This is a genomic window from Anaerosolibacter carboniphilus, from assembly GCF_014205875.1.
In the GTDB taxonomy this organism is placed as follows: Bacteria; Bacillota; Clostridia; order Peptostreptococcales; family Thermotaleaceae; genus Anaerosolibacter; species Anaerosolibacter carboniphilus.
Window position 1 is genome coordinate 93,009 of sequence record NZ_JACHEN010000002.1, and the last position, 18,958, is coordinate 111,966.

Below are 18,958 nucleotides of genomic sequence, written 5' to 3' on the forward strand. Positions count from 1 at the left end.
TCTATCTATCGCTTGATCACCATAGCAATCCCTTGTCCGCCACCAATGCAAAGGGTAGCCAACCCTGTTTCCGCATCCCTTTTTATCATTTCATGTATCAAGGTTACCAGGATTCTTGCCCCTGATGCACCAATAGGATGACCTAAAGCAATGGCGCCACCATTGACGTTGGTTTTCTCAGGGTCTAAGCCTAAATCCTTCACTACTGACAAAGATTGTGCTGCAAAGGCTTCGTTGGCCTCTACCAAATCGATGTCCTTTGGGGTGAAGCCTGCTTTTTCCAATGCTTTTCTGGAAGCCGGTACAGGTCCATATCCCATAATCTTCGGATCAAGCCCTGCGGAAGCAAAGGAGACAATGGTTGCCAAAGGCTCTATTCCCAGTTTTTCAGCCATTTCCTTGGACATGAGTACTAAAGCCGCCGCACCATCATTAATACCCGAAGCATTTCCTGCTGTAACCGTTCCATCCTTCTTAAAAGCTGGCTTCAGTTTAGTCAAACTTTCTATGGTTGTTCCAAATTTCGGATGTTCATCGGTATTCACCATGAGTGGTTCTCCCTTTCGCTGGGGCACGGGTACAGGAACAATCTCTTCAGTAAATCTTCCCGATTTGATGGCTTCTTCCGCCCGTTTCTGACTTTGAAGGGCAAATTGATCCTGTTCTTCTCTAGATATGTTCCATCTTTCTGCGATATTTTCTGCCGTAATGCCCATGTGGTAGTCATGAAACGCATCCCATAAACCATCTCGTATGATATAGTCTACAACCTTTTGATCTCCCATTCTCATTCCCCATCTGGCACCCTCTAGAAGATAGGGAGCAGAACTCATACTTTCTGTTCCTCCAGCCAAAACCACGTCGGCTTCCCCAACCATAATCGATTGAGCTGCCAAAGCAACAGTTTTTAATCCAGAACCGCATACCTTGTTCACTGTAAAAGATGACACTTCTTCCGGGATACCTGCCCCCATGGAAACCTGTCTCGAAACATTCTGACCTTGCCCTGCCTGCAGCACATTTCCAAAGATAACCTCATCAATCATTTCTGGCTTAATTCCTGCTCTTTTGATGGCTTCCTTTGCAGTGATTGTACCCAGTTCTACGGCAGACACATTTTTAAAGCAACCACCAAAGGCACCTATAGGTGTTCTGACTGCACTTACAATAACAACTTCTCTCATGTAAAATAACCTCCTTATTTTTATGATCATCTTTTTTTCATTGGATTGAATGAAACGAGAAAATGATACCTTTATATAGCAATTTGTATGCCAACTTTTTTCCCGTCTGTGAAAGCCATGTTTTTTAAGGGTCTACACCATTTCATTTAAAGTACAATGATTTGAGTAAGTTTGGATTATTTCATTTATGTAGAAATTTTTCTACATAAATCTTATAAAACAAAATCAATGAACATAATCAAAAAGAAATAGTGTAGACATTTGTCTACACTATTTCTTTTTTGTATCTTATTTTCTACACAACTTCTTTTCATCACCATCCAACATGGAGATGTCTAGGCCATATGCCTCTATTTTTTTATAAATCGCCGTTCTATGGATGCCTAATTTTTTTGCTGCTAAGGTTCGATTCCCACCACATACCTGAAGGGCTTTTTGAATCCCTTCAATTTCCGCCTTGGCTACAATGTCTTTTAGTAGCAGCGATTCTTCGTCTGGCTTCACAGGCACTTTTTTATACTTCATCAAGTATTCAGGGAGATGGTCCCACCGAATTACTTCTCCCGAGGCTATGTTTAACGCTCGCTCAAGGGTATTCCTCAGCTCCCTTGTGTTTCCAGGCCAATCATGGGCAAGTAAAATATCCAAGGCTTCGTCAGAAATTTTTTTCGGTAATATCTTCAAGTCATTGGCTAGGCTCTCTAAAATATATGTCACCAACAGCGGAATATCCTCTATTCTATCCCTAAGGGGCGGAATATCGATCCGCACCACATTCAACCGATAATATAAGTCCTGCCGAAAAGTTCCCTTTTGAATGGCCTCTTCTAGTTTTTCATTGGTGGATGCAATGACCCTCACATCCAATTCAATGAGATTTGTCCCTCCTACCCGCTCAAATTCTCGGCTTTCCAATACGCGGAGAAGCTTGGCCTGCATCTCTGGAGGCATGTCTCCGATTTCATCCAATAATATGGTACCACCTTTGGCCAGCTCAAATTTCCCAAGCTTTCCTTCTTTTTTAGCCCCAGTAAAAGCTCCGCCTTCATAACCAAATAATTCTGCTTCCAAAAGTTCCTTAGGAATTGCTGCACAATTGATGGATACAAAACTTCCGTATTTTCTCAAACTGGCATTGTGGATGGCATGGGCAAAAATTTCTTTGCCTGTCCCACTTTCCCCTTGAATAAGAATTGTTGAATTACTCTCTGCCGCTCTCCTTGCAATCTCCTTCAAGTAAATCATGTGCTTATCCTTTGTAATAATGTGATCAAAGGAATACTTGGCTTCATAGAACTTTGTAATTTCTCCTCGATATTTATGGACAGTGCTCATCAATGTCTCCATTTTTAAAGCCAAAGATTTAAGCTCTTTTACATCCTTAAACATGACTGTTCCAGCAGCTCCGATAATCCTTCCATCTTTAACAATGGGTACACGGCTGGTAATCATATCATGACCCTGTATTTTTTGTATTTCTCCCAGCTCTTTTTCTCCTGTCTTCGCCACAATGTGGAGTCTCGTATTCTCTATGACATCTTCCACACGTTTATTGAGTACTGTCTCCTCCTTGATTCCCAACAGCTTTTCATAATTCCATTTAACGATTCTACCTTCTTCATTTACCAAAACCATCCCATGATAGGCATTGTCAAAAAGCTCCTCTATCATCTCTATACTTTCTTTCAGCTTTTTCATTTGGTAATTGGACTCATTCTCCACATTGGCAGAACAAAATTCTTCCATCACGGTAATACCTCCTCAGCCCCAACCTTTTAAAAGGGTTTATCCATAGATAAATATGGGAAACAATTTCTATACTATTCCATAGTATATTCCAAAACCAAGTTCGGAATAACGGAAACATCTTTGTTGTTCAGCTCTTCAAAGGTATTGATGCCAGCATTTGGTGAAGCTAATCGTTTAAAAGCCTTATCATTATTATAATCGTATAATACAGCAAACCATATGTCAAACCATTGTGATATTCTTGCTATTATAATAAATAATGCCATGATTCTTTTGAATCATGGCATTATTTATTATATAGGAAATTATGGTTTTCAATTTCCTATATATGGGGTGTGCAGAGGGGATTCCCCTTTGCCGTATTCAAGAAGGTCCTCAGGAACCTGCATTGCAGGCGTCGAAGGAAACCTAGGGTTTCCTAGCGAAAACAAATTGCCGATAGGCAACTTTGTTCTTATAGGTAACCTGTATATTTTTACTTAGTGCTTCCTTCTAGCAAAATCTACAAATCGAAATTTATCTGGTCTATGCCTGGATTCTGTATATTGAAAAAGACTGGCATCCTCTAAATAGGTATAGTTTTTTACAACCACAATCATAGTGTGACCTTCCAAATCCAAATACTTCTTATCTTCCTCTGTGATCTGCTGGACGGTAATTTCTTTTTTGGCAAAGCTAATCTTAAGGCCTAGATCGTTTTCAAGATATTCATAAATAGAGTTTTCACAAATCTCCCTAGTCAGCAAAGACACAAATTTCTTGTTGAGAAAATCTTTATCTAAGATAATTCTCTTACCTTCAATTTCCCTGACCCTGATAACCTTCCATACATCCTCATCCTTGGATAGATCTAGCTGCTTCATCAAATAATCATCGGCTTTAATTACTTCCAACTCCGCTAAGATAGTATTTGACTTTGCATCCATCCGTTCTGACAGTTCTTTAAAACTGGTAAGCCCTGATACGCTAAAGTCAAACTTATGAATATCCAAAACAAAGGAGCCTTTTCCTTTTATTTTCTGAATGTATCCATTTCGTTCCAGCAATGTGAGGGCCTTTCTGATGGTGTCTCTGGAAACATTGTATATCTCCATCAATTCATTTTCAGAGGGGAGCTTTGTGCTGGATTCCAGCTTTCCATTTTCAATTTTACTCACAATTTCATTATAAATAGTAAAATACTTGCTATCCATCTTTCATCACCGTAGCCATTTTACCATTTTTACCCTCATTTTTCAAGGTGATAGACGATGGCTTCATAGGGCCTTAGTTTCATTTTCTTGAACGCCGATGAAGAATCCTTATAATTTGAAATCAAAATCTTACTTTCATATCCATCAAGATCGATTGCCTCAGGCAATTCAAACCATGTATCTTGATCAAAAAAATTATTGATCACCAACAATCTCTCTGATTGATAGGCTCTGATATAAGCGAATATATGGGTATCCTCCTCTAAAATGGGCTGATATGTGCCGTATGCGATGATATCTAATTCTTTTCTCGAACGAATCAATTGCTGATAGTGATAAAAAATAGAGTTTGGATCCTTCAGCGCATTCTCTGCATTGATTTGCCGGAAGTTCTTTCCCACTGCAATCCACGGTATCCCCGTCGTAAAGCCACCATGTTTATGGCTGTTCCATTGCATAGGTGTACGAGAATTGTCCCGAGACTTTGCCTTTAGGGTTTCAATGATTTCCCTTTGATCTTTACCCTGCTGCAGTAGAATATTATAATAGTTGATGGATTCCACATCCTTATACTGATCGATTTCCTCAAAGGAGGGGTTTGTCATGCCCAATTCTTCCCCTTGATAAATATAAGGTGTCCCCCTTAGCATGTGTATAGCAGTGGCCAGCATTTTCGCCGACTCTCCATGATACTTTCCATCATCCCCAAAGCGAGACACAATACGGGGTTGATCGTGATTGCACCAGAATACCGCATTCCATCCATTGCCTTCTTCCATACCCGTTTGCCATTCATTGAAAATCTGTTTTAATTTTAGAAAGTCAAAATCCATCCGGGTCCATTTATCGCCATCCTTGTAATCTACTTTCAGATGATGAAAATTAAACACCATGGATAATTCCTTCTCTTCTGGATTGGAGTACCTAATACAATTATCAATGGTGGTAGAGGACATCTCGCCCACGGTAATGATCTCCGCCTGCCTTCCAAAGGTTTCTCGATTCAGCTCCTTCAAATAGTGATGAATACGAGGTCTATCGGTATAAAAGCACCGACCATCCCCTTCCAAATCATCCACATAATGCTCTGGTTTTGATATCAAATTGATGACATCGAGACGAAATCCTTTGACCCCCTTTTGAATCCAAAAGTTTACGATATCATAAATTTCTTTTCTCAATGCTTCATTTTCCCAATTTAAATCTGCCTGGCTGATATCAAATAGGTGTAAATAGTATTCATCGAATGTTTCTACATACTCCCAAGCAGAACCACCAAATTTTGAAGTCCAATTGGTTGGCTCTTTTCCATCCTTAGGCGGCTCAAAAATATAATAGTTCTTATATTTTTCATCTCCCCCTATGGCTTTTTGAAACCATGGATGCTCGGTGGATGTATGATTAAACACCATATCCAGCATAATATCAATTCCTCGCTGATGGGCTTCAGCTACCATTTCATCAAAGTCCTCCATGGTTCCAAACCGAGAGTCAATGTTGCAGTAGTCTGCCACATCATATCCGTTGTCCCGTTGAGGGGAAACATAGAAGGGTGTCAGCCATATATAATCCACACCCAATGTCTGCAGGTAATCTAATTTTTCTGTAACACCCTTCAGATCCCCAAATCCATCTCCATTGGAATCATGAAACGATTTAGGATAGATCTGATACACCACGCTCTTTCTAAAGTCTTTCATATCATTTGCTCCTTCAACGAATAGGTAATAAAGTCCAATAACATCTATAATATTTACTAAGAAAAAGAGGGGGATAGACATTCCCCTCTTACCCTTTGCTGCATTCTTTATGAACTTCTCATGGTTAACACACTTATGCAGCCATCTCTTTTTCTTTCTTCACCAATATCTTCTTTTTTGCAAAAGCAATGGTTAACAGGAACGGTACTACGATGGCTGCCAGCATGGCGATGGCAAAGGTAAGCATGTGTTGAGGTTGAATGGATAGAATCCCTGGCAGCCCGCCAACACCAATGGAGTTTGCCATAACGCCTGTACCTACGGACAATACAGCTGCCGTAGCCGATCCAATCATTGCCGCTAAAAATGGATATACATATTTTAGATTAATACCAAACATGGCAGGTTCCGTAACCCCTAGATAACATGAAATTGCAGCTGGGATGGATACCTGTTTTTCTTCTTCATCATTCTTATTCAAATAAATCATTGCCAGTACTGCAGAACCTTGGGCAATATTTGATAATGCGATCATAGGCCACAGATTGGTCCCTCCTAGCTCGCTCATCAGTTGTAGGTCAATGGCATTGGTCATATGATGTAATCCTGTGATTACCAACGGCGCATAGGTAAATCCGAAAATTGCTGCAAATAGCCATCCAAGGGAGGAGGTCAATCCTGTATAAACAACATCTGAAATCACAGAACCAATTGCCCAGCCAACAGGTCCTAATACCACATGGGCAAGCAGTACGGTAGGTACCAATCCGAAGAATGGGACCACAATCATGGAAATATAATCTGGCACAATGTCTCTCAATTTAATCTCTAGATTTGCTAGAACAAATCCTGCCAATATGGCTGGTATGACTTGGGCCTGGTAGCCGATCATTTTAATCTGAGTAAATCCAAAGTTCCAAACAGGTGCTTCAGCACCTCCCGCTACTGCATAGGCATTTAATAGCTGGGGTGAAACCAATGTGATTCCCAGTATGATTCCTAAAATTTGTGTAGTTCCCATCTTCTTAGAAATAGACCAGGTGATACCTACAGGCAGGAAGAAAAAGACCGCTTCTCCAATTAACCATAGAAAATGATGCACTCCACTCCAGAATTGGGAAACTTCTGTCAGAGACTTGGTTCCTTCCTCTAGAAGCTTAATATCTCCAATCACATTCCGAAAGCCTAAAATCAAACCCCCAACAACAATGGCTGGGATAAGTGGTGCAAAGATTTCTCCCAAATGGGAAATCAGTCTTTGTAATAGGTTTAAATTTTGTCGCGCTGCCTTCTTCACCTCATCCTTACTGGCAGCCCCTATCCCTGCTTTTTGGATAAACTCATTATAGAAAGTAGATACATCATTGCCAATGATGATTTGAAATTGACCTGCTTGGGTAAAAGTACCTTTTACAACCTTTATTCCCTCAATCTTCTCAATATCAGCCTTTTTAGGGTCCTTTAATACAAAACGCAATCTTGTTGCACAATGGGATACTGTCGCTATGTTTTCTTTTCCACCTATGAATGCTAATAATTCCAGAACCTCATTCGAAAATTTAGCCAAACCCAAAAACCCCCTTTTATTATTTTAATTCTCTACCTCATAAAGATATATGTGAAAACCTTTTCTCCTTTGCAAAACATGTACGTACATGTGATTATAATTTATTATAACTTGTACGTACATGTTGAGTCAATATGTTTTTTATTTTTTCTAATAATTCATGAAATAATTACCATACTTATTGAAATCCTAGCAGAAACTTGCTATTTTATAAATACCTTTTATCTTTCACATAGATACTTCATTTTACGCCTTTAATTCTATTGAAAATTCATGTAATTTTAAAAATTTCTTCTTATTCTATTGACAATGCAGCTGAATGTTAGTATAATTGACAACAATTACATATATTCTGGCAATGACGGAGAGCACTATTTTATCATAAGCAGTTTCAGAGAGTCGGTGGTTGCTGTGAACCGATACTGTGTATAAAATACAAATCACTCCCGAGCTGTTGACTTGAAAGTTAACATCTTCCATGGATTTTAGCGAGTAAAGGATACCGATTAGTCCCGTTAAAGACTTAGGTTTGTTAGAACTGAAAAAAGAGGTATTCAATTTATTTTGAATACAATCAAGGTGGTACCGCGGGTAAAGCCCGTCCTTGAAAGTATACTATACTTTCAAGGACGGGCTTTTTATTTTTTATATGTTATCGTTTCATCTATCAATCACCATGGGAGGGGAAAAATTATGTCTCGTTTGAATGATCCAGCTTTTGCTCAGCGTCAGTCTTTTACTGATTTCCTGCAATTCCAAGAAGCAAAGAACCGCTTACAGGGCATTCTCAAAGAAACCAACCTGATCTACAGTGCTGCCTTTAGTGAAGAATGCCAAAATGATGTCTACATCAAGCCTGAAAACCTACAAATGACAGGAGCATTTAAGATTCGAGGTGCATTTAATAAAATTTCTAAGTTATCCCTCAAAGAAAGGCAGAGAGGGCTCATCGCCTCTTCCGCAGGCAATCATGCGCAAGGTGTTGCCTATGCTGCCCAAAAACTAGGTGTTACAGCCACTATCGTTATGCCCAATACAACACCCCTTATTAAGGTTGAAGCCACCCGAAATTTTGGTGCTAATGTGGTACTTTGGGGTGACTGTTATGACGAGGCCTATGGTGAAGCTCGGAGATTGGAAAAGGAACATGATTATATTTTTGTCCATCCATTTGATGATCTGGATGTCATTGAAGGCCAAGGAACCATTGGCTTAGAAATCCTGGAAGAATTGTATGATGCTGATTATATATTGGTTCCCATAGGTGGTGGCGGCCTTATCAGCGGTATTGCTGCTGCTGCCAAATCCATCAAGCCTAGCATTAAAGTCGTTGGTGTAGAACCAGAAGGTGCAAAAGCCATGAAACTTTCTTTAGATCACAATAAGGTAATTCATCTAGATACAGTTCATACCATTGCCGACGGGGTGGCTGTAAAGAAGCCAGGGGATTTGACCTTTTCCATCATTCGTGATCTTGTGGACGAGGTGGTCACTGTTTCTGACTTTGATATCATGGAGGCTTTTCTCCTTCTCTTGGAGAAGCATAAATTGGTGGGAGAAAACTCTGGGGTATTGTCCTTAGCCGGATTAAAAAAACTTCATGTCACCAACAAAAAGGCCGTCTGCGTGGTCAGTGGCGGCAATATCGATGTATTGACCATCTCGTCTCTGGTGAATCGAGGACTTATATCTAGAGGTCGCATCTTCTGTTTTTCTGTAGATCTTCCTGATAAACCGGGGGAGCTCTTGAAAATCTCTGAAATCCTGGCAAAGCTTCAAGCTAATGTTATCAAGTTAGACCACAATCAATTTAAAAATCTGGATCGTTTTATGGAGGTTCAACTGGAGGTGACCGTTGAAACCAATGGTCATAAGCACATCCAGCAAATTATTTCAGAAATGCACAAAGCAGGGTATGAAATTGCTAAGGTGTAGTGAGGATAAAATTAAAAAGAGAATCCTTTTCTACGAGGATTCTCTTTTGATGCTATGATGTCTATTTTAAGAAAGATCTGTTTAAAGCGCTTCTTTGTAGATGGTGATAATCTCTTCTTTATTCGGTGTTCTAGGATTCCCTGGCGTACATGCATCGGCAAGCGCCATGTCTGCCATTTGTGCTAGATCTTCTTCTTTCACACCAAGCGCTGCTAAACCTGATGGTATACCCACATCCTTAGACAACTTCTCTATGGCCTTTATCGCTACTTCATTGGCCTTTTCAACAGATAAACCATCTACTGCTTCTCCCATGGCAACCGCTACATTCCTTAGTTTATCGCCTACAAAGGCAGCATTATATTTTACGATATGGGGAAGCAATACAGCATTACACACTCCATGGGGCAAGTCATACAACCCACCCAACTGATGAGCCATGGAGTGAACGATTCCAAGTCCGCAATTACTAAAAGCCATACCTGTAATATATTGTCCATAGGCCATTTTGCTTCTAGCTTCTAGGTTTTCTCTATCATTGACTGCATCTCTTAGGCTTGAGGAAATCATTCGAATCGACTCTAAGTTTAAAGCATCTGTTAATGCAGAAGCTCCCTTTGTTAGGTATCCTTCTATTGCATGGGTAAGGGCATCCATACCAGTGGCTGCCGTCAAGGCTTTTGGCTTTTTCATCATTAATTCCGGGTCATTCACAGCAATGGTGGCCAAGCTATTGCTATCCACAAGAACCATCTTTACTTTTCTCTCCTCATCGGTGATTACATAATTGATGGTTGCTTCGCTGGCAGTACCTGCCGTAGTATTTATTGCGACGATTGGTAATCCCTTGTTTTGCGTTTTGTTGACACCCTCATAATCCCTTAGATCACCAGGATTTGTTGCCAATATGGCTATGGCCTTCCCACAATCTTGGGGTGAGCCTCCGCCTATGGATATCACAAAATCACAGCCATTTTCCTCTAAAGCTTTTAATCCATCATATACATTTTTGATTGTGGGATTTGGTTTTACATCGGCAAAAACTGCATAGGCAATGGCACTTTCGTCTAAAACCTTTAATACTTCTTGAGACACACCAATTTCTAAGAGAACTTGATCCGTAACCACGAGGGCCTTCTTTACATTCATTTTTTTAATTTCAGGACCAATCTCCTTTACACAACCTGGGCCTAATAACGCTAGGGGTGGGATATACATTCTTCTAGATTGTAACATGTTATCATACCTCCTTGTTTGTTTATTAACTATCAAAGCAATAGCCATGCCAACTTTTTCAGATTGTCATTTTCAAAGTGTTAGATCTCTATTCGTTTCTTTACATAGAAAAAACGTTTAATAATTAAACATGCACCTTTGATTTTTGTGTCTAATTATTAAACGTTGTATAAATTTTATACACTTTTCACATTGTACTTTTTGACCTTTGTATATAAAGTGGCTCTGGTTATGCCAAGAACCTTAGCCGCCATAGTAAAATTATGATTACATTCTAGCAAACATTTTTCAATTGCCTCTTTCTCCCACTGGGTCAGGGATTGAAGCTTTGTTTTTGGTTGAATGCTGTTGTCTTGGCGGTGGCTATTTTCTAGCTTCTCCGGTACGAAATCAAATGACATTTCTCCATCAAAGTTTACGATGTTCTCCATACAATTTTCCAATTCTCGAATATTTCCCGGCCAATGATAGGATATTAATCTAGCATACAAATCGTCATGAATCTTGGGTATTTCCTTCCCCAACAAAATTGCTTTATTCTTCAGAAAGTGTTCTATTAAGAGTTCAATATCTCCATGTCTTTCACGTAATGGGGATAAATAGATAGGTATGACACTGAGTCTATAATATAAATCTTCACGAAATCTCCCTCTGCTTACTTCCTCCCTTAAGGCCTTATTGGTTGCAGCAACAATTCTGACATCCAAATAAATTTCTTTATGATCACCAAGTCGTGTGATCTTGCCTTCCTGAAGAAACCTAAGCAGGTGCACCTGCATATGCAGTGGCATTTCCCCAATCTCATCCAAGAATAGCGTACCTTTATCTGCCAAGGCCAATTTTCCTGAATATCCACCCTTTCTTGCGCCAGTAAAGGCTCCTTCCACATATCCAAAAAGCTCGCTTTCTATGAGGCTGGTTGGAATCGCACCACAATTTAAGGCTACAAAGCTGTTATGAGCTCGTTCGCTGGCATTGTGGATCGCTTGGGCTAGCAGTTCTTTTCCTGTTCCACTTTCTCCTTGAATGAGTATTGTGGATGGGCTTTTGGATACTTTTTTTGCATATTCTTTCACCTGGAGCATTTGAAAACTCTCACCCTTGATCATATCAAAGTCATATTTTGCAGTCATACCCACATATTGATTTACTAACCGAAACACCTTGTTGATATCCTTTAAAATGATGATATTCCCTGATACGTTACGGAATTTATCAAAGGTTTGGCTTGAGCTTAGTATAAATTTCTTTTCTCGATTGTTTACATGAATACGCACTTCTTTATTTTCAATCTTCTCTCCTTTTTGAAAAAGCCTCTTTAACGCAAGATCTTCCTCCAATATATTAAATATATTCTTTCCCACAGCTTCCTCTTTATAGATATGCATCATTTTGCAAGCTCCATAATTAATCAACTTGATGATACCGCTAAAATCAACGGCTAGGATACCCATATCCAGAGAATTCATGATAGTGCTGGTATAATTATAGGCTTCTATCAGTTCACTTTGTTGACGCTGCACCTTTATTTGGTTTTCTATGGACCTTACCGCTGCAACGACAAGGGCAAGGGTATGTTTATGAACACGATGGGACCACCCAGTAAGATTGATGCATCCAATAATTTTTCCTTCTTCATTGTGGATTACTGCCGATGAGCAGGTAAATTGATGAAAAATCTCTAAGTAATGCTCTGATCCTACCAATTGTATGGGGCTGTCTTCTTCTAAGGCGAGACAGATGGCATTGGTACCAGCACTTTTTTCACTCATATCCGTGCCTACACGCATATTCACATCCAGAGATCTTTGGTTGATATCATCATCACCGATGATATTCAATATAATACCCTTTCTATCAATAACCTCTATAAAGAAACCTGTATCTTTTACATAATTATATAAGGTTTCAGTAAATGGTTTTGAAATTCTCAATAGTTCTTCATTCTCTAAAAGGAGCTGGGCTTGTTTTTCCCCTTTTAATCCATCAGGAAGATATTTTGTATTCTTTTTCACACCATATCCCTCAGACCTCTTGTGGGAATTTTCCACTAAATCTCTATGAATTTGGTATCTCTCCATAAATCCATGCTCTATAATCCTATCCATTCCCCGTTCCCCCATGTGTAAATTGAATCTTTTTTACAGCACTCTCTACTGATGGATAACCTCTTTATATTTTATGCTTTCCTTTTTTCCAACATCCCTGTTGTCAAATAAACACCAGCAAATACGAATAGTCCTCCTATGCTTTGGGCTCCCGTAATTCGCTCTCCCAAAATCCCACTGATCACCGCTGTAAAAACGGGAATCAAGTTTAGAAAAATCCCTGCCTGGCCAGGCCCAATCTCACGGACAGATATATTCCAGAAAACAAAGGATCCTACCGATGGGAAAATAATCATATAGATAATCCCTGTTATGGCTAATGGGCTTAGATTTGAAATATCCATGCCTTGCGCAAAGACAAAGGGAGCCATCATGATCACAGCAAACAACGCCGAAACTGCTGTAGCCGTGATGGGTGGAATCATCGTGAGCCGTCTCCCTAAGATGGAATATGCCGTCCACACTACCACAGCACCCACCATCAGCAAGTCACCCCTATTATAGGCTGTATGAAAAATTTGTGTAATATTTCCCTGAGTTAATAATACCAGCACACCGAGGAGCGAAATCCCAATCCCTAAGATTTGCAGCCTGGAGATTTTTTCCTTCGTAAGAAGTACGGAAGAAACTACCATGATACCAGGATTTAAGGCACTGACAAATGCTGCGTTGGTGGGAGAAGTATAATCTAAAGCTGAATAAAGCAGCATATTGTAAGCGATAATTCCCAATATTCCCATGATCACCAAGGAAGGCCATACTTTTCTTACAGACTTCCATTCTGGTTTTTCAAGAAAATGGGCAATAGGAAACAATAGGAGAATGGCAAATGCCCAACGGAAGAATGTAATCCCCAGAGGGGTGATTTCTGCAATCACATATTTTCCGAACACATAATTTCCTGCCCAAAACAAGTTGCATACAATCAATAATAGCCAAACCCGATATTTATTCATATCTTGTAATCCCCCTCTCTAGATTCATTTTGAAACGCCCATCCCATTGATCATGTTAGGTAAATGTCCGAAAACTCAATCCTAATTGTATTGATCAGTCGATCATTGGTTAAGCCCAATGGACTGTTGAAGGTATCCACTTCCTCTGCCTGATTCTTGGGAAGCAAAATGGTAAAGGTACTTCCTGTCCCTACTTCGCTGGTCAGTGATATATTCCCCCCCATAGCCTCCACAAACCGCTTTACTAATGATAAGCCAATCCCTGTCCCTTCTGCCTGCCTGCTCAAAGAACTGTCCACCTGGCCGAACCGTTCAAAAATTTCCTTCTGCTTTTCTTTTGGAATCCCGATCCCCGTATCTTCGATTTCAATACGGATCGTATCCTCATTATCAGCCAAATTAACGTTTATGCGCCCATTTCTAGGTGTAAATTTAATTGCATTAGACATTAAATTTAAAAGGATTCTCTCATACTTCTCATCATCAATCCCTATGACTGCTTGTTCCACTTCAGAGGTAAAATTTATTTGTATATCCTTCTGTTTTGCGTATAACTCAACGGATTCTGCGATGGCTTTTGTCAAAAACACAATATCTAAATTTTTTATGTGCATGCTAAATTGCCTGGCATTCATACGAGTAATATCTAAAATATTGTTGACCAATCGCAGCTGCCGAAAAGTGTTTTGCCTAATTTTATTGATAAATCCTTTCCCTTTGTCAGATAGTTCATCCCCACATATCAATTCCATGGCTTGAACCGCAGAATAAATAACATTCAATGGCGTTTTAAACTCATGGGAAATCATTGAAAAAAACTCATCCTTCATTTGCAATGCCATTTCCAGCTGTTCTTTCTGCTGGCTGATCATCACGTTCTGCTCTTCTATTCGTTTTCTATCTAACACGACCTGGGTAATCTCTTCCGTAACTTCAGCCACATACTGTACTCCATTTTTTCCATGGATAGGCATTAAGATCGTTTTCCAATAGGTAGTCCCTCTTTCCAATCGATCGTATTCATATTCATTGATATGGAAGTATTCACCCTTTTCCAAAATTTTTTCCCATATTTTTTCTGCGCCGCTGCCCTTCCATCCTGTTACAAATTCTTGTATCTGCCTACCTATGGCATTTTCCCTTTTATTAAAGGGTTCATCGAAAAAACTAAGAAAGGTTTCATTTGCCTTCAGTAAGACAATATTTGGCGTAATGGCAAAGATCCCAGTCCCCAATGTGTTATGGTCACATAGCCTATCAATAAAGGGAAATTTATCTTCAATGGACCAATTGATATCTTCTTTAAAACCAATAATCTTAACATCATTTTCTTGCCGCAGCATCACGGTTACTTTCCTCGGATAGAGATCCTTTGTAAAGAGAAAGCATGCCGTTTCTTGTCCTCTTTTTAGCAACCTTATATCATAGGTCAGTCTTAATAGTTCGCTGCACACTTGAGATATGTCTTGGCCCATAATATCGTCTTTTCCATATCCCGATAATTTTAGGAACCTATTGTCCACATGAGTGATACGATTTTCTTGAACTAGGATATATGCATAAGATTCGAGTTTTCTTCTGCTTACGTGGACTTTCATGAAATGCCTCCTAAATAAGCCATGCTTTAATCTCTTCAAAAGAACGCCAATTAAGCTCGCCTTTGAAAGATAAAGTTATATTTGAAATACTTCGACGGTTATATTAACTTTCCCTCTCTAATCCTATAAGAAAACCTGCCCCTATTTCTAGGGGCAGCGGCACACATTTATCGTATATTGTTCATATCTGCGAATAACCCCTCAATCAGTATTGCTCTGGTGGGTGCTGCTTCCACATTCCTTATTTTCAAAGGTGGGGCACATAATATATATTCTCCTTCTTCTACACCCTTCAGTCGAAGTCCTTCCATAATGCTGATGCCTTGGCTCAATAAAATTTTGTGAGTTTCATGGTCGCTCTGATCTCTTTCAATCCCTAAAGCATCAATGCCTACCCCTGCAATGCCTATTTCTTTCAAGTAGGATGCACCACTTTTCTCTAAATACACAAATTGAAAATCGAAAGCCTCTGTAAATGAGTTTTTTGTTTTTAGCAAAACAAAATCTCCCTTCTCAATAGACTTCCTCTGTAATAGCTCCTTTGTAATCGTATCTTCTGCATCCGTCAAATCTAAGACCTTACATTTTCTGACGAAGTTTTCTACAGCATAAAGCTCCATGGTTTCTCCCCCATCGATCATGTGCAAAGGTGCATCGATATGGGTTCCCGTGTGCATTTCCATGGTTATGTAGGATGTATAGGAACTGCCCGTGGTGTGATCCTGAGTAACAACGATCTTCGGCTTTTTTTCTAATTTGTTCTTGTAGACTGTCATATCCTCATAAATATCCATTGAAATATCGTAAATCTTCATGGCTTCACTCTCCTATCGATTGATCCAGTTTCTGTGATCTTTCTGAAGCAATTTATCGGCTTCCCCTGGCCCCCAAGTACCTGCTTCATAATTTGGAAATATGGGGGGATGATTTTTCCATGCCTCAAGAATGTTATCTACAAATTTCCAAGCATACTCTACTTCATCCCATCTTGCAAAGAGGGTCCTATCCCCTCTCATAACATCATATAGAAGCCTTTCATAGGCCTCCGGTGAGTTGATCCCTACCCGACAATTTTGGCAAAAATCCATTTCCACTGGAATAATTCTTTGCCGTGTACCCGGTTCCTTTGCATTAAACTGAAAGAATATCCCTTCCATAGGCTGTATTCTGATGACCAAGATGTTGGGCTGGAGTTGTTTGTCTTTAAAATACAATATGTTTTCCATGGTTTTAAATTGTATTAGAATCTCCGTTGACTTCTCAGGCATCCTTTTTCCCGTCCTTATATAAAAGGGTACCCCTGCCCACCTAAAATTCTCTATATATAGCTTCAGTGCCACGAATGTCTCTGTATTGGAATGGGGTGCTACCCGTGCTTCCTGTCTGTATCCTGATATTTCCCCTCGCTCTGACCTTCTTGATCCATACTGGCCACGCACCGTATTTTCTTCAATATCCTTGCCCGCCATCTTTTTAATGGCTTTCAGAACCTTAACCTTCTCGTCTTGAATAGACTTAGTATCTAAATCATTGGGAGGCTCCATGGCAATTAAGCTTACCAACTGAAGCATATGACTCTGGACCATATCCCGCATTGCCCCGGATCTCTCATAGTAATCTCCGCGGTTTTCTACCCCTACGGTTTCACTGGAAAATATCTGAATGTGGTCTATAAACCTATTGTTCCAAAGAGGTTCAAAAATCATGTTGGCAAACCGCAGTACCATGATGTTCTGCAGCATTTCTTTTCCCAAATAATGATCTATTCGGTAGGTGTTCTCCTCTTGAAATACCTGCACAATTTTATCATTTAAATATTTCGCAGAGTTTAAATCCCTACCAAAGGGTTTTTCAATGACTACTCGATGCCATCCCTTGATGCCTTCATCCATACAATGTCGATGCAGCTTATCTACAATACCTTCGAAATACTCTGGCGCCACTGCCATGTAATAGATTCTATTGCCTTTTGTATCATACTGGTATTCCTTTTCACTTAAAAATCTATTGAATAGGCCGTAGGTTTCCTCCTGTAAAAAGTCCATGCTCCAATAATAAATTCTGTCCCTTAGGTTATTCCACACCTCTCCATTTACCTCAAACCTTGAAAACGCTTTGATAGACCGATATATTTCCTCTCTATAGTCTTCATCTGTTTTTTCCCTTCTCCCCACCACTATCACTGTAAAGTTTTCAGGAAGAAGCTTTTCATACTGGAGATTATAGATAGCAGGCAATAGCTTTCTATGGGCTAGATCTCCAGTTCCACCAAATATGACCATGGTACAGGATAAGTCCATTCTATGCACCTACTTCCTATCATTTATCTTTCTTTTCTACGCGGTGTCCTCCGAATTCATTTCTTAAAGCTGCAATGACCTTTCCTGAGAATGTATCTTCCTGTTGGGATCGATACCTAACAAATAGGGAACTGGCAATGGTATGGACAGGGACTTGGAGCTCTAAGGCTTCCTGGACAGTCCATAAACCTTCACCGGAGGAATGCACCACCCCTTTGATCGATTGGAGCTGGGGATCCTTTTCAAAGGCCCTTTCCATCAATTCCATCAGCCAGCCCCGGATCACCGAACCATGATTCCAAACCTTTGCAATCTCTTTGTAATTTAATTCAAACTGACTTTTCTCCAAAATTTCAAAACCTTCTCCGATTGCTTGAAGCATGCCGTATTCAATGCCATTGTGAATCATCTTTACATAATGACCTGACCCGTTTTTGCCTGTGTGTACATATCCATTTTCTAGACAAACATCTTTAATGAGGGGTTCAATCCGCTCAAAAACATCCTTCTCGGCACCAATCATCATACAAGCGCCATTTCTTGCGCCTTCTACTCCCCCACTCGTACCCACATCCATAAATCGAATCCCTTTTTCCCTCAGCATCTCGTACCTTCTCAAGGTGTCCTTATAGTTGGAATTTCCACCATCGATGATGATATCTTCCTGATTGATCAGTGGGATTAAGCTTTCTATCATTTCATCCACAGGGCTGCCTGCTGGTACCATCAGCCAAATAATCCTGGGTGCAGCCAGCTTACTCACCAGTTCTGCTATGCTGTATGCCCCGATTAGTCCATAACTTTCTGCTTCTTGTATTTTTTCAGCAGATCTGTTGTAGGCAACCACCCGATGTCCATGATCTTTTATGTTTTGTGCAAGACTGTATCCCATCTTTCCCAAGCCTATAAGTCCTATTTCCAAAGCCATCACACCTTCCTAAGTCATTATTTTTTATTATATTTACTACCACATTTGTATATTCATAAACCCCTTCTCTCAAAAAAAATAAAACTGCCCCTAGAAATAGAGGCAGTTTCCCCTTGAAGCACTAATGACAACGCTTCTTTTTTGATTTATCCCACTTTGGAACAAACCCATTTTTCTCAAGCTTCTCATAGTGCTTTTCCAACCGAGAGATGATCTTCTTTCCTTTTTCCTCAGTCATAACTCCATACTCAACATATTTTGAGATTACTTCTTTTCGCTTCATCAGGATCTCTTTTTGAAGTGTTGCCAATTCTTTCTTTTGTGCTTCTGTTAATTGTACCGTCGCCTTCTCTGCATCAAGGGTCAAGCCTTCAACAGGTTGTATCGAAAGGACACCAAATGAAACAGCAAACACAAACACTAGCAAGGAAGCCACCAAAACTGTTCTGAAGTTACTCATGAACAAAATCACTCCTTCCTCAGTTGGTAGTCTTATTTTCTGTA

15 protein-coding genes and 1 other annotated feature are annotated in these 18,958 nt (G+C 39.8%); of the genes, 1 reads left to right on the top strand and 14 read right to left on the bottom strand.

Annotation, left to right across the window (positions count from 1 at the left end; all coding sequences use genetic code 11):
* Positions 1–5 precede the first annotated feature (5 nt).
* From HNQ80_RS02460 to treP, 6 genes are all read right to left on the bottom strand, one after another.
* Positions 6–1,184 (bottom strand): acetyl-CoA C-acetyltransferase, encoded by a 1,179-nt coding sequence (locus tag HNQ80_RS02460; protein ID WP_184307848.1) that lies wholly within the window; start codon positions 1,182–1,184, stop codon positions 6–8.
* A gap of 288 nt (positions 1,185–1,472) precedes the next feature.
* Positions 1,473–2,930: a sigma-54 interaction domain-containing protein gene (locus tag HNQ80_RS02465; RefSeq protein ID WP_184308048.1), complete on the bottom strand. Its 1,458-nt coding sequence runs from the start codon at positions 2,928–2,930 to the stop codon at positions 1,473–1,475.
* Positions 2,931–3,004: 74 nt separating this feature from the next.
* A complete protein-coding gene (locus HNQ80_RS25555) occupies positions 3,005–3,199 on the bottom strand; it encodes a hypothetical protein (RefSeq protein WP_207726824.1) in 195 nt (64 codons plus the stop codon).
* A gap of 213 nt (positions 3,200–3,412) precedes the next feature.
* Positions 3,413–4,126, bottom strand: coding sequence for a trehalose operon repressor (gene treR, locus HNQ80_RS02470; protein ID WP_184307851.1), 714 nt, complete (start codon positions 4,124–4,126; stop codon positions 3,413–3,415).
* 35 nt (positions 4,127–4,161) lie between these two features.
* Positions 4,162–5,826 (bottom strand): alpha,alpha-phosphotrehalase, encoded by a 1,665-nt coding sequence (gene treC / locus HNQ80_RS02475; protein ID WP_184307854.1) that lies wholly within the window; start codon positions 5,824–5,826, stop codon positions 4,162–4,164.
* A gap of 133 nt (positions 5,827–5,959) precedes the next feature.
* Positions 5,960–7,393, bottom strand: coding sequence for a PTS system trehalose-specific EIIBC component (treP, locus tag HNQ80_RS02480; RefSeq protein WP_184307857.1), 1,434 nt, complete (start codon positions 7,391–7,393; stop codon positions 5,960–5,962).
* Between the two features lie 349 nt (positions 7,394–7,742).
* Positions 7,743–8,002: a binding site (T-box leader), on the top strand.
* 84 nt (positions 8,003–8,086) lie between these two features.
* On the opposite strand from treP, the gene ilvA reads away from it, so the two are divergent.
* Positions 8,087–9,328: a threonine ammonia-lyase gene (ilvA, locus tag HNQ80_RS02485; protein WP_184307859.1), complete on the top strand. Its 1,242-nt coding sequence runs from the start codon at positions 8,087–8,089 to the stop codon at positions 9,326–9,328.
* Positions 9,329–9,409: 81 nt separating this feature from the next.
* Here the strand turns inward: ilvA and HNQ80_RS02490 are convergent, their stop codons facing one another.
* The 8 genes from HNQ80_RS02490 to HNQ80_RS02525 all read right to left on the bottom strand — a co-directional run bounded on the left by HNQ80_RS02490 (position 9,410) and on the right by HNQ80_RS02525 (position 18,914).
* Positions 9,410–10,564 (bottom strand): iron-containing alcohol dehydrogenase, encoded by a 1,155-nt coding sequence (locus HNQ80_RS02490; protein ID WP_184307861.1) that lies wholly within the window; start codon positions 10,562–10,564, stop codon positions 9,410–9,412.
* A 176-nt stretch (positions 10,565–10,740) separates the two neighbouring features.
* Positions 10,741–12,672, bottom strand: a complete 1,932-nt coding sequence (locus tag HNQ80_RS02495) for a sigma-54-dependent Fis family transcriptional regulator (RefSeq protein WP_243182939.1) — start codon at positions 12,670–12,672, stop codon at positions 10,741–10,743.
* 71 nt (positions 12,673–12,743) lie between these two features.
* Positions 12,744–13,628: a DMT family transporter gene (locus HNQ80_RS02500; RefSeq protein ID WP_184307863.1), complete on the bottom strand. Its 885-nt coding sequence runs from the start codon at positions 13,626–13,628 to the stop codon at positions 12,744–12,746.
* A 50-nt stretch (positions 13,629–13,678) separates the two neighbouring features.
* Positions 13,679–15,226: a sensor histidine kinase gene (locus HNQ80_RS02505; RefSeq protein WP_184307865.1), complete on the bottom strand. Its 1,548-nt coding sequence runs from the start codon at positions 15,224–15,226 to the stop codon at positions 13,679–13,681.
* Positions 15,227–15,393: 167 nt separating this feature from the next.
* A complete protein-coding gene (locus tag HNQ80_RS02510; RefSeq protein WP_184307867.1) occupies positions 15,394–16,041 on the bottom strand; it encodes a cyclase family protein in 648 nt (215 codons plus the stop codon).
* A 12-nt stretch (positions 16,042–16,053) separates the two neighbouring features.
* Positions 16,054–17,526: a glucose-6-phosphate dehydrogenase gene (zwf, locus tag HNQ80_RS02515; protein WP_207726825.1), complete on the bottom strand. Its 1,473-nt coding sequence runs from the start codon at positions 17,524–17,526 to the stop codon at positions 16,054–16,056.
* Positions 17,527–17,545: 19 nt separating this feature from the next.
* Entirely contained in the window at positions 17,546–18,454 is a 909-nt protein-coding gene (gene gnd / locus HNQ80_RS02520; protein WP_330602730.1) for a phosphogluconate dehydrogenase (NAD(+)-dependent, decarboxylating), read from the bottom strand.
* Positions 18,455–18,575: 121 nt separating this feature from the next.
* A complete protein-coding gene (locus HNQ80_RS02525) occupies positions 18,576–18,914 on the bottom strand; it encodes a YckD family protein (RefSeq protein WP_184307871.1) in 339 nt (112 codons plus the stop codon).
* Between the last annotated feature and the right edge of the window lie 44 nt (positions 18,915–18,958).

Excerpts from the sequence above, each read along its gene's own strand:
- treR (WP_184307851.1), bottom strand. The coding sequence starts at position 4,126 with ATGGATAGCAAGTATTTTACTATTTATAATGAAATTGTGAGTAAAATT.
- HNQ80_RS02460 (WP_184307848.1), bottom strand. The coding sequence starts at position 1,184 with ATGAGAGAAGTTGTTATTGTAAGTGCAGTCAGAACACCTATAGGTGCC.
- ilvA (WP_184307859.1), top strand. The coding sequence starts at position 8,087 with ATGTCTCGTTTGAATGATCCAGCTTTTGCTCAGCGTCAGTCTTTTACT.
- HNQ80_RS02500 (WP_184307863.1), bottom strand. The coding sequence starts at position 13,628 with ATGAATAAATATCGGGTTTGGCTATTATTGATTGTATGCAACTTGTTT.
- HNQ80_RS02505 (WP_184307865.1), bottom strand. The coding sequence starts at position 15,226 with ATGAAAGTCCACGTAAGCAGAAGAAAACTCGAATCTTATGCATATATC.
- treC (WP_184307854.1), bottom strand. The coding sequence starts at position 5,826 with ATGAAAGACTTTAGAAAGAGCGTGGTGTATCAGATCTATCCTAAATCG.
- HNQ80_RS02510 (WP_184307867.1), bottom strand. The coding sequence starts at position 16,041 with ATGAAGATTTACGATATTTCAATGGATATTTATGAGGATATGACAGTC.
- HNQ80_RS02465 (WP_184308048.1), bottom strand. The coding sequence starts at position 2,930 with ATGGAAGAATTTTGTTCTGCCAATGTGGAGAATGAGTCCAATTACCAA.
- HNQ80_RS02495 (WP_243182939.1), bottom strand. The coding sequence starts at position 12,672 with ATGGATAGGATTATAGAGCATGGATTTATGGAGAGATACCAAATTCAT.
- HNQ80_RS02525 (WP_184307871.1), bottom strand. The coding sequence starts at position 18,914 with ATGAGTAACTTCAGAACAGTTTTGGTGGCTTCCTTGCTAGTGTTTGTG.
- HNQ80_RS02490 (WP_184307861.1), bottom strand. The coding sequence starts at position 10,564 with ATGTTACAATCTAGAAGAATGTATATCCCACCCCTAGCGTTATTAGGC.
- HNQ80_RS25555 (WP_207726824.1), bottom strand. The coding sequence starts at position 3,199 with ATGGCATTATTTATTATAATAGCAAGAATATCACAATGGTTTGACATA.
- gnd (WP_330602730.1), bottom strand. The coding sequence starts at position 18,454 with ATGGCTTTGGAAATAGGACTTATAGGCTTGGGAAAGATGGGATACAGT.
- zwf (WP_207726825.1), bottom strand. The coding sequence starts at position 17,526 with ATGGACTTATCCTGTACCATGGTCATATTTGGTGGAACTGGAGATCTA.